Source organism: Streptomyces sp. NPDC002537 (genome assembly GCF_053594975.1).
The window spans coordinates 213,472-225,306 of record NZ_JBSFWT010000001.1 but is presented as its reverse complement, the minus strand read 5'-3'; the positions used below and the strand labels follow the sequence as shown (position 1 = coordinate 225,306).

General features: G+C 69.8%; 5 protein-coding genes. 4 read left to right on the top strand and 1 reads right to left on the bottom strand.

Annotation, left to right across the window (positions count from 1 at the left end):
- The first annotated feature begins 113 nt into the window (after window positions 1-113).
- The 3 genes from ACWD4A_RS00650 to ACWD4A_RS00640 all read left to right on the top strand — a co-directional run bounded on the left by ACWD4A_RS00650 (window position 114) and on the right by ACWD4A_RS00640 (window position 7,885).
- Window positions 114-2,318 carry a type I polyketide synthase gene (locus tag ACWD4A_RS00650; RefSeq protein ID WP_451187537.1) on the top strand — a complete coding sequence of 735 codons (2,205 nt, stop codon included), beginning with the start codon at window positions 114-116 and terminating at the stop codon, window positions 2,316-2,318.
- Window positions 2,319-2,325: 7 nt separating this feature from the next.
- Window positions 2,326-6,408: a type I polyketide synthase gene (locus tag ACWD4A_RS00645; RefSeq protein WP_451187534.1), complete on the top strand. Its 4,083-nt coding sequence runs from the start codon at window positions 2,326-2,328 to the stop codon at window positions 6,406-6,408.
- A gap of 247 nt (window positions 6,409-6,655) precedes the next feature.
- Window positions 6,656-7,885 carry a nucleotide disphospho-sugar-binding domain-containing protein gene (locus ACWD4A_RS00640; RefSeq protein ID WP_451187531.1) on the top strand — a complete coding sequence of 410 codons (1,230 nt, stop codon included), beginning with the start codon at window positions 6,656-6,658 and terminating at the stop codon, window positions 7,883-7,885.
- Between the two features lie 162 nt (window positions 7,886-8,047).
- On the opposite strand, the gene ACWD4A_RS00635 is transcribed toward ACWD4A_RS00640, so the two are convergent.
- The gene (locus tag ACWD4A_RS00635; protein WP_451187528.1) at window positions 8,048-10,945 is read right to left on the bottom strand and encodes an AAA family ATPase; all 2,898 of its coding nucleotides are present in this window, start codon (window positions 10,943-10,945) and stop codon (window positions 8,048-8,050) included.
- A 516-nt stretch (window positions 10,946-11,461) separates the two neighbouring features.
- Here ACWD4A_RS00635 and ACWD4A_RS00630 point away from each other — a divergent pair.
- Window positions 11,462-11,794 carry an antibiotic biosynthesis monooxygenase family protein gene (locus tag ACWD4A_RS00630; protein ID WP_451187525.1) on the top strand — a complete coding sequence of 111 codons (333 nt, stop codon included), beginning with the start codon at window positions 11,462-11,464 and terminating at the stop codon, window positions 11,792-11,794.
- Window positions 11,795-11,835 lie beyond the last annotated feature (41 nt).

The window sequence follows — 11,835 nt, the reverse complement described above, 5'->3', positions numbered from 1 at the left end:
GTGTGGGGGAGCGGGCTGGTCTGCCGTTTGCGTGGTCGGGGGTGGAGTTGTTCGCGACGGGGGCGTCCGCGTTGCGGGTGCGGGTGTCTCCGTTGAGTGAGGGTTCGGGTGCGGTGTCGCTTGAGGTGGCGGATGCCGCGGGCCGCGCGGTGGCGTCGGTGGACCGGCTGGACGTACGACCGATCTCCGAAGAACAACTGGCTCAGGCACGCGCCGAGTTCCACGACTCGCTGTATCGGGTGGACTGGACCCGACTGCCATCGGCTGCCTCTCCTGCGAGCAGCGGCAAGAAGTGGGTGGTGGTGGGTCCCGGCGCGTCCGAATGGTCGGAGACATTGGCCACCGTGGTGGGAAGCAGCGCGGAGGTGCCGGAGCTGCTCGACGCCGGTGACGCGGGTGTCGTGGTGCTGCCGGTCGTCACCGACACCGTCACCGCCGTCGACATCGCCGACGGCGGTACGGCAGGCGCGGTGCGTGAGCGTACGCACCGAGTGCTGGCCGACCTCCAGGCATGGCTGGCGGATGAGCGGTTCGCCGACTCGACGCTCGTGGTGGTGACTCAGGGGGCAGTACCGGCGGGAGGTACTGAAGTGACCGACCTTGCGGGTGCCGCGGTGGGCGGTCTGGTGCGGTCGGCGCAGATGGAGAATCCGGATCGGATCCTGCTCGTCGACGTGGACGGCACGAAGGCCTCCCTCGCCGCACTGCCCCACGCGATGGACGCCGATGAAACACAACTCGCACTGCGCAGCGGCGAGTTGTATGCTCCCCGGCTGGCCCGGATGCCAGCAGCCGCCAGGAACGCCACCGGTGAGGAGCGGGAAGCGCGCGAGAGTGACGGCACGATCCTGGTGACGGGCGCCACAGGCGCGCTGGGAGCCCTGGTCGCGCGCCACCTGGTGGCCGAGCACGGTGTGGGTCGCGTGCTGCTGGCCAGCCGCCGAGGACCGGACGCCCCCGGTGCCGCGGAGCTGAGCGCCGAACTGTCCGGACTCGGAGCCGACGTGACGCTCGCCGCTTGCGACGTCGCCGATCGGGCCCAACTGGCGGCTCTGCTGGCGTCCGTACCGGCCGAGCACCCGTTGACCGGTGTGGTACACGTCGCCGGCACACTGGACGACGGTGTCATCGGGTCGCTGAGCCCGGAACGTATGGACGCCGTGCTCCGGCCCAAGGTCGACGCGGCCTGGAACCTGCACGAGCTGACCCGTGAGCTCGACCTGTCCACGTTCGTACTCTTCTCCTCCATCGCCGGGGCGCTGGGCGTACCGGGGCAGGGCAACTACGCGGCCGCCAATGCCTTCTTGGACGCGTTGGCGCAGCAGCGCCGGGCCGCCGGTCTGACGGCGACCTCACTGGCCTGGGGCATGTGGGCGGACGACAGCGGTATGGCCGGTGGGCTGAGCGACGCGGATCTGCAGCGCATGGAGCGCTCCGGTGCCGGTGCGCTCTCCGCCGCGCAGGGGCTGGCGCTGCTCGACACGGCCCTCGTCGGCCATGAGCGGATCGGCACGCCGGCCGAGGCACTCCTGGTTCCGGCCGCGTTGGACGTACGCCTCATGGCACAGGGCGACGCCGGAGAACTGCCGCCGCTCTTCCGAGGCCTGGTACGGGCAACTGCGCGCCGGAGCGCGCAGTCCGTCCAGCTGTCGCCCGCCGGTGCCCGGAGCCTGTGCGCCCGCCTGGCGGACACGCCCGCCCAGGAGCGGAAGGAACTGCTGACCGAGGTGGTCCGGGCGCAGGTCGTGGCGGTGCTCGGCCACACCGACGCCGAAGCCGTCGATGTCGACCGGTCGTTCAGCATCCTGGGCTTCGATTCGCTCACCGCCGTGGAGTTCCGCAACCGTCTCAACGAGGCCACCGGGCTGCGGCTCCCCGCCGCACTCACCTTCGACTACCCCAGCAGCCGGGCGGTCGCCGACCACCTGTGGGCGGAGCTCGCCCCCCAGATCGAGGGCGCGCCGGACGAGACCGGCAACGGTTCGGCCGAGGAGCGCATCCGCAGCGCGTTCGCCGCCATCCCGCTGTCCCGGCTGCGGGAGGCCGGACTGATGGAGAGCCTCCTGGAGCTCGCCGGAATCGAAGCCGACGTCTCGCCGACGGAGGAAGCGGACGGCTCCGCGTACTCCATCGACGCGATGGACACCGACGCCCTGATCAACATGGCACTCGTCGGCACGGGAGCGACGGAAGACGGCGACGGATCACGTGACGACCACGAGTACGACGTCTTCGGGAGCTTCCCGGAGGGCGACGACGACCCCGGCCACCAGGACACCGACAGCCTCGACGTCACCGACATGACGCGGGAGAAGTGACATCGCCATGACCCAGCCCAGCAGTCCCGATCGCCCCGACCGGACCGGCCGGCCTCCGCAGGCCGCCCCCGAGGCGAAGCTCGTCGACGCCCTGCGCTCCTCCCTCAAGGAGACCGAGCGGCTGCGCGAGCAGAACCGCAAACTGACCGGAGCCCTGCGCGAGCCGCTGGCCATCGTAGGAATGTCCTGCCGCTACCCAGGCGGAGTCAGATCACCGGAAGACCTGTGGCGACTGGTCTCCGAGGAGTCCGACGCCATATCGGGGTTCCCCGAGGACCGAGGCTGGGACATCGACGCCCTGTACGACCCCGACCCCGAACACGACGGCACCTCGTACACACGTCACGGCGGGTTCCTCCATGACGCCGCCGACTTCGACGCCGCATTCTTCGGAGTGGCACCGCGCGACGCCCGCGCCATCGATCCGCAGCAGCGGTTGTTGCTGGAGACCGCCTGGGAAGCACTGGAGAACGCGCAGATGGACCCCGGCGCGCTCCGCGGCAGCAAGACCGGGGTGTTCGCCGGAGCGATGTACCACGACTACATCAACAGCTACGGCAGCGGCAGCGTCGTCTCGGGCCGCGTCTCCTACACCCTCGGGCTGGAGGGCCCGTCGGTGACGGTGGACACGGCGTGCTCCTCGTCCCTGGTCGCCCTGCACCTGGCGGGGCAGGCGCTGCGCAACGGCGAGTGCTCACTCGCTCTGGCAGCGGGCGTCACCGTGATGGCGACTCCGGGTACTTTCGTCGACTTCAGCCGGCAGCGCGGTCTGGCGGCGGACGGCCGGTGCAAGTCCTTCGCCGAGGCGGCGGACGGCACCGGGTTCTCCGAGGGCGTCGGTGTGTTGGTGGTGGAGCGGTTGTCGGACGCGCGGCGTAATGGCCATCGGGTGCTGGCGGTGGTGCGTGGCAGTGCGGTGAATCAGGATGGCGCGAGCAATGGGCTTACCGCGCCGAATGGTCCGTCGCAGCAGCGGGTGATCCGGGCGGCGCTGGCGAACGCGCGTCTGTCGTCGGATCAGGTCGATGCGGTGGAGGCGCACGGTACGGGTACGGTCCTCGGTGATCCGATCGAGGCGCAGGCGTTGCTGGCGACGTACGGGAAGGACCGTCCGGCGGGGAAGCCGTTGTGGCTGGGGTCGGTGAAGTCGAACCTGGGTCATACGCAGGCTGCGGCTGGTGTGGCCGGGATCATCAAGATGGTCATGGCGATGCGCAATGGCGTGTTGCCGAGGACGTTGCATGTGGATGCGCCGTCGTCGAAGGTGGACTGGTCGGCGGGTGGGGTGGAACTGCTCAGGGAGTCCCGGCCGTGGGGGTCCGGTGGGCTGAAGCGCGCGGCGGTGTCGTCCTTCGGCATCAGCGGTACCAACGCGCATGTGATCCTCGAAGAGGCCCCGGCCGAGGAACCCACCGCCACGGACCTTCCAGAGCGGCCGGAGGCCACGGGCCCGGTACTGTGGCCGATCTCCGGGGCGAGCGCGGAGGGTTTGCGGGCGCAGGCGCGGCAACTGCTGGACCTGGTACGGGACGACGATGCTCCGGACCCGGCGGACATAGGGCTCGCGCTGGCGACGACGCGTGCGCAGTTGGAGCACCGTGCAGTGATCGTCGGATCCGGCCGTACTGCGCTGGCGGCCGGGCTGGCAGCGCTGGCCGAGGAGACCTCAGCTACGGGGTTGGTGCAGGGCGTGGCCCGCACCAGCGGCAAAACCGCCTTCCTCTTCACCGGACAAGGCGCGCAGCGCGTCGGTATGGGCCGTGAACTGTACGACGTCTTCCCGGTGTTCGCCCAGGCCCTGGACGAAGTGTGCGGGCACTTCGACAGACTGCTGGAAGTGCTGTTCGCGCAGGAGGGTTCGGCCAAGGCGGCGCTGCTGGAGCATACGGAGTACGCGCAGCCCGCCCTGTTCGCAGTCGAAACGGCGCTGTTCCGCCTGGCCGCATCCTGGGGTGTACGTCCGGACGTGATGGCCGGCCACTCGGTGGGCGAGATCGCCGCAGCCCACGCAGCAGGAGTGTTCTCCCTCGCGGACGCGTGCACACTGGTCGCCGCACGCGGCCGCCTCATGCAGGCCCTCCCGTCGGGCGGGGTGATGGCAGCCGTCCAGGCGACCGAGGACGAAGTCCTCGCTCTCCTCGACGGTGCCACCGACGCGGCCATCGCCGCCGTCAACGGCCCCCACGCCATCGTCATCTCCGGCGCCCGCCACACCGTCGACACGGTCGTCGAAGACCTACGAAACCAGGGACGCAAGACCTCCCTGCTCAAGGTCTCCCACGCCTTCCACTCACCCCTCATGGACCCCATACTCGACGACTTCCGCACAGCGATCTCAGGCCTGACATTCACCGAACCACACACCCCCATCGTCTCCACCGTCACCGGCCACCCCGTCACCGCGGGCGAACTCACCTCACCCGCCTACTGGGTGAACCACGTCCGTCACACAGTCCGCTTTGCCGACGCCGTACGGACCGTCGTCGCGCGTGGTGTCACGAGGGTCGTGGAGGTCGGTCCGGACGCGGTGCTGGCAGGGCTGGTGGAGGCGTCCCTGGAGCCCGCCGAGGGCGAGCGTGTGACGGTCGTGCCCACGATGCGCAAGAAGCGTGACGAGGTACGGACGGTATTGACGGGCCTGGGCCGGCTGCACGTCGCCGGATACCCGGTGGACTGGCAGGCGTTCTACAGCGACAGCGGCGCGCGCGTGGTGGACCTTCCCACCTACGCCTTCCGGCACCGCCGTTATTGGATCGACTCACCCGCATTGTTCGGCGGGTCCGTCATCGACGGGCTGGACACGATGCCCGTCCCCGAGCGGTCCGACCCCGCGGCCTCGGAGCTGCTGCGCGCGCGGCTGGCCGGACTTCCGGAGGCGGAACAGGAGAAGCTGCTGACCGAAGTGGTGGTGGAACACGCGGCGCTGGTCCTCGGCCATCATTCCGTCGGCGAGGTCGATCCGGAGCGCGGCTTCCTGGAGACAGGCGTCGATTCGCTCTCCGCGGCCGAGCTGCGGAGGAGCCTGAGCCGTGTCACGGGGCTGGAGATCCACGCCGCAGCGGTGTTCGACCTCGGCAGCCCGGCCCGGCTCGCCGCGCACCTGCGTGCGGAACTGGCCGCCGCGCACTCCGGGCAGGCCGTCGGCACATCCGCCCCGGTGTCCGCTGCCGGCGGGCCGCGTACGTCGGAGACGCTCAGCGAGCTGTTCCGGGCCGCGGTCAGGGAAGGGAAGATGGCGGCGGGCACGGCGTTGCTCAACGCGGCGGCCGACCTGCGTCCGTCCTTCCGTACCGCGGCCGAGCTGCACGGCGTGCGGGAGCCGGTGACGCTGGCCCGCGGGCCCCAGGGACCGGCCTTGATCTGCTTCCCGTCGCCGATGGCCCTCGCCGGGGCTCAGCAGTACGCGCGGCTCGCCGCGCACTTCCGTGATGTGCGTGACGTGCACGTGGTGACATCGCCCGGCTTCGTGGACGGTGAGCCGCTGCCCGTCTCCGTGGACGCCGTCGTCGACCACTTCACCCAGAGCGTGCGGGAGCTGGCGGGCGACAAGCCCTTTGTTCTGGTCGGCTACTCGTCCGGCGGGCAGTTCGCGCACGCCACGGCCGGTCGGCTGGAGCGGGAAGGGCTGCCGCCCGCCGCGATCGTGCTGCTGGACACCTACCTGCCCACGGACGGGGAGCAGGGGTCGGCCGACGCGGGCGGTTCGAGTGGCTCCGACGAGTCCGGTGGCGGCGGAGGATCCGACGGACTGTGGGCGCGGATGCTGGACGGGATGCTCGAGCGTGAGGACGCCTTCGGCACCTTCAACACCGCCAGGCTGTCCGCGATGGGCCGGTACAGCTTGTTCATCACCCGGTGTGCTCCGCAACCCGTCGAGTCCCCGGTGCTGTTCGTACGGCCGACGGAACCGTTCCCCGGGCAGGCCGGGGACGAGGCGACGCCTGAGAACGAAGCGGACTGGCGCTCCTCCTGGCCGGCCCCGCACACATTGCGCGAGGTCCCCGGAAACCACTTCACCCTGCTGGAGGGCTCGGCCGGTACGACGGCCGAGGCCGTCGATACATGGGTGGCAGCGCTCAAGAGAAGCTGACCACCGCGACACCACGGAATTCCCGGCCCCGGTAGCCGCTCGACGCACGCACCGGGGAATTCCGGTTCGTGTTTCCCCTGTGTTCGTATTGCGCCGCACGCGTGCTACGCTCCGGCGCCTGGCCACAGGGTGCGATCTCATCAGTGAGTCGATACTGGATCAAGTGATCCCCGTGAATATTCGTCCGGGTGCCACGGGGGTCGGCGAGCGGGGCCCCGGACCTGCGCCGCGAGGGGGCGTCGCATTCATGGCCGAAGCGCCTCCCAAGCTGCGCTACAAAATCGCTGTGCTCAGCGCACCGGACGAGGTGCGCACCCGGTCGATGCTGCCGATAGTGCGGGAACTGCGTCGCAGGGATCACCGGATCACCTACATCACCACCATGGAGTTCGCCGAGCGGGCCGCCACGGCCGGCGTCGACGTCCTGGTCCCCGAGTCCCGCCCCGTCCACGGCCCGCACATGGAACCCCGGGATTGGGTAGGGGTGTTGAGTCTCTCCTGCGTGGAAGACACGCTCGACTTCGCGGAAGAGATCCATGACGATTTCGCCGACAACGTTCCCGATCTCGTACTGTACGAGTCCTCGACCCGGATCATCGCGCGATTACTCACCTGCCGTTGGAACCGGCCGGGGGTGCAGATCTATCCTTCGTTCGCCTGGGGCGACTTCCTCGTCCGCGATGTCCCGCCGACGGACGAGACCGATATGGACGGGTGCGTGGCGCGTCTTCCCGAAAGGCTCCGGAAACGGCTGGCCCGTTTTCTGACCTTCGCGGAGCAGGCAGGTGTGCCGCCGCATGACTTGTACACAAGGGCCGAGCCCCTGTCCATCGCCCTGATGCCCAAGGTGTTCCAGTCCGACGGGCATCTCTTCGACAACCGGGTGGCGTTCGTCGGGCCGTGCATTCCCGAACGCCGGATGGACGAACGCTGGGGGCCGCCCACGACCGGGCTGCCCATCGTGTTTCTCGCACTCGACCCCGGACTCCTCGACCGCGAACCGGGATTCCTCCGGGACTGCGCGCAGGCGCTGGCGGGACTGCCGCTGCACCTGGTGATCACGACGGGCGGCGATGCCGACGGCCGGCCGTACGGGGGCGAGTTGCCGCCCAATGTGGAAGTACACGCGCGGGTGCCACGTTCCATGGTGCTGCGCCGGGCGTCGGCGCACATCTGCCACCCGGACCTGAACAGTGCCATGGAATCCCTCTACTTCGACACACCGATGATCGTCGTGCCGACGACCGGCGATGAACGGGAAGTGGCCGACCGTGTGGTGGAACTCGGGCTCGGCGTACGGCTGTTGCCCGAGGCCGTCGATCCGGAGGCCCTCGCGGGCGCGACCCTCGCTCTCCTCGGCGACGTGGACACCCGGCACCGGGTGCGTGAACTCCAACGCGAGGCGCGCCGTGCGGGCGGCGCGCGACGCGCGGCGGACGAGATCGAGCGCTATCTGGAATGGATCTACGAGCCCTAGCCCGACCGTCCGGCCCGGTGGCGACCATCCGGCCCGGCGACCGGCCCGCACGGAAGCGGCCTTCGTCCGGACAGGTGCTCCGGCCAAGGAACACACACGTCCGGCGCGAAGGCCTGTGAGCTGCCGTGCTTCCGCGGCGAGTTCGGGGGACCCGGAGGGCTTTCAGGCGGACTCGACGTCCGGCAGATCGATGTCGAGCTTCGCGGCCAGATCTCTTCGCCTGCTGACGTCCAGCTTGCGGTAGACCCTGGTGAGGTGCTGCTCGACGGTACTGACCGTGATGAAGAGCTTCCGGCCGATCGCCCGGTTGGTCACTCCCACCGCGGCGAGTTCGGCGACGCGTCGTTCGGCGTCGCTGAGCGCGTCGGCACCGGCCGGCTTCGGAGCGTCCTGCCGTCCGTGCGGCGCCACGGGTTCAGGCTGCCCGGCCGACCGCGCCGGTCCGCTCGGCGCGACAGCCGGTGAGGAGTGCGGGGGCCGTACGACGGGCGTCGGCTGTGCCCACTCCGTGGGTATGTGGCACGACTTCATCATTTCCGCGGCTCTGTGCGCCGCCTCCCCGGACCGTTGGTGATCCCCCAGCGCCTCGTAGGCGTCCCGGAGATCGGTCAGCGCACGGGCGAGTTCGAACCGGCCGGTGTCCGGCCGCAACAGGTCCACGGCCTGCCGCAGGAGCGCCGGGCGCTCTTCGAGGTCCCTGGTCGCGGCCAGCAGCCGCAGCGAGGCCCCTCGCGTGCGGGGCTGCTGCGTTCCAGGGCGGGTCAGTTGCTCCTCGACGAGGGCCTGGGCCCTGCTCCTGTACCCGAGCGCCAGCGCGGCCTCCGCGGCGCCGCTGCGCCAGGGGACCAAGGACGGCAGGTCGAGCCCCCAGGCGGTCATCAGCCGGCCGCAGCTCTCGAAATCGGTGAGCGCCGCCGCGGGCCGGTCCGTCGACAGATGGAAGTGCCCGCGCGCGTTGAGGTAGAGGAGGCCGTACCGTGTCTCGAACATCGCGTCCGGCACCGGCAGCCTGACGTACTCCACCGCCTTGTCGTGCTGTCCCATCATGGCTGTGGCGAGGATCAGGCTCGCCAGCGGGCTGCCGATGGTGACACCCCAGGCGGACGCCGGAATCCGGGAGAGCGCGGCCTCGCCCTGCTGCACGGCGGTGGCCATGTCGCCCTGCCGGAAGGCCGCGTCCGCGCGCACCGCCGCGAACACCGCCTGCCAGGTCGGCATCTCCTGCTGCTCCGCCTCCTTGAGCAACTCCTCGCACCAGGAGGCGGCCTTGTCCGGGCGGTCGGCGCAGAGCAGGGTGAGCAGTGCGGCGTACAGCGACTCAAGGGTGGCGCTGCTCAGGACGACGCTGTGCAGGATGGCTTCGGCGCGGGCCACCGCCGTGTCGTCGGCTCCGTCCGCCAGCAGCCGGGTGAGCACGTTGACAGCATGGCGGCCGAACGGACGTGCCGCGTCCGGGCCGGTCTCCGCTTCGGGGACGGTGGCCGGGCCGCCGGGCGCTGCCACCAGCGAGGGATAGGTGTGTGCCATCCAGGCGGTGAGGGCCGTCAGTTCCTCCGATTCCGCGCGGTCGGACGCGGTGTCGTCCGCCTTCCAGAGCGTGAGGGCCTCGCGGGCCTCGCGGTACCGGCCGTGCCAGAGCAGGCTGCGGGCCAGCAACCCGGCGTCGTGCCCGGCCAGGTGCCCGGCGCGCAGCGCGTTCTGCAGGGGCTCCACGTGCCGCATGGCCTTGAGAGGGGACTTCTGCCACTCGATCCGCATACGGTCCGCCGTGAGCTCGGCCAGCTGCCGGTTGTCGAGACAATCCTTGAGAGCGAGATCGAGGTACTCACAGGCCACCGCGGTCCGGCCGGCGGCAAGCGCGCAACGCGCCGCGTCCCTCAGAACGTGGATCATCCACGCCTCGGGCGCCCGGCCCGCCGCGACGAGTTGCTCGGCCACGGGAAGCGCCGGCGTGCCCTGGTAGTGGAGTGCGTTCGCCACTCGCAGATGCAGTTCGTGCCGGGTGTCGGGCGGCATCTCCTCGAGAACGGCCGTCCGCGCCGCGGGATGCCGGAAGTCCTCCGAATCGAGCAGGCCCGTGGCGGTGAGCGAGGCGATCGCGTGATCCACGGTGGAGGTGTTCATGGCGAGTATGCGGCCGATCAGCACGGACGAACCGGCCGTGCCCAGTGCGGCCACCGCCCGCGCGACGTCGAGGGCCACCGGTTCCGCGAGGTACAGGCAGTCGGTCAGCGCGTTGCGGAAGGCCGCCTGGGAGAGGGCGGGTTCGCTGTCGTGGCGCAGGCCGAGGCGGTGGAGCGCCTCGTAGTCGTCCAGCAGCGCGGACAGGAAGAGCGGGCTTCCGCCCGAGGCCTCGTGGTACGGACCGGTGAGTTCCCGTGCTCTTGCCGGGCCGAGTCTGGCCTCGATCATGCTGCGGACGCCGGAACGGGTCAGCATGCCGAGCCGTATCTTGCGGCAGTTCGGCTGGCGGAACAGCTCCGCGTGGAAGACCGGATGGGGCGAGCGCACCGTGGACTGTTCCGCGAGCAGGAGCAGTATGCGTGACGTCTTCATCCGGCGTTGCAGGAACAGCAGCATCTGGAGTGACGGTCCGTCGGCGTAGTGCAGGTCGTCGATGCTCACCACCACGGGGCCGTGCTCGCTCAACTCCAGCAGGAGCGACCGCAGCCCGTTGGCCACCTTGAGGCTCGGCTGGTTCATCTGGTTCATCGTGACGGGGCCGGCGCTCGTCCCGCGGCCGGCGGAGAGCTCATCGGCCAGGAGCGCGTTCACCCGTCGGCGGAACTCCAAGGGGAGCTTCGCGCATCTGAAGAGCTGGTCCATCAAGCCCAGCGGCAGCTCGGATTCGTCCCGCGATGCCACGGCGGTGAGCAGGAAACCGTCGGGGTTTTCCGCTCGTTTGCAGAACGTTCGCAGCATGTGTGTTTTCCCGCTGCCCGCCGGCCCACTGATGAGCGCGACACTCCCGTGACCTGCCCCGGCTTCACTGAGTAACGCGTCGAGGACAGCCAACTCTGCGTCACGTTCGGCGAGTTGCGGACTGTGCAACACATCCATTTTCCCCCCAGTGCCCGACCATATCTGGGTCATGGGGCGTAAACATAGCAACCAAGTTCGGACGAATACGGTCACCTTGATCGACGATTGACGGAAATTTCAATTCCGCTGGTAGATGGCGTCTCGATCGACAGGAGGCGTTCACTTCGCGTGCGAGGTCCTCTGGCTGAAATTGCACGTCCCGGGTTCCCCGAATCTCACGGATCGTAAGCGTGTGGGTGGTGTTTCCGGTGTGCTGGATGTTGTTCGCGTTACAGCCACCGCTGGACGGGTCGCCGATGGAGCGATTTTTGGTCATTGATCGGACGTTGATCGGGTGTTGGTGTGCCGGCGTGTCGCCGACCCGCCCAGGGGATCCACCGCGGCGGCTGTGTCGGGTGCCGTTGAAGAGTCCGCGGCCCCGGCGCCGTCACTGACGGTCACGCCTTCACCACCCGGATGCGCCCCGGATGCGCCGGACGGGCGGTCGGCGAACCCCTCGCCGGTCTCCCCGCGCGAGTGCGGCAGGATGGGGCCATGAGTGTTGTCAAAATCAACGTCCTGACCGTCCCGGCCGAGCAGCGCGAGGTCCTCGAACAGCGCTTCGCCTCTCGCGCCGGCGCCGTGGAGAACTCCGACGGCTTCGAGTGGTTCGAACTGCTTCGGCCCGTCGAGGGAACCGACACGTACCTGGTCTACACCCGCTGGCGCAGCGAGGAGGACTTCCAGGCGTGGATGGAAGGCCCGATGAAGGCCGCGCACCAGGGCGGTGCCGACGGCGCCCCCAAGCAGAAGCCCGCGGCCGCCGGCTCGACCCTGTGGACCTTCGAGGTCGTGCAGCAGGCCGGACCCAAGGGCGGCGACGCCTAAGCGCTCCGCCGGAAGTCCGGTACGTCGTCTGCGGGTGCGTC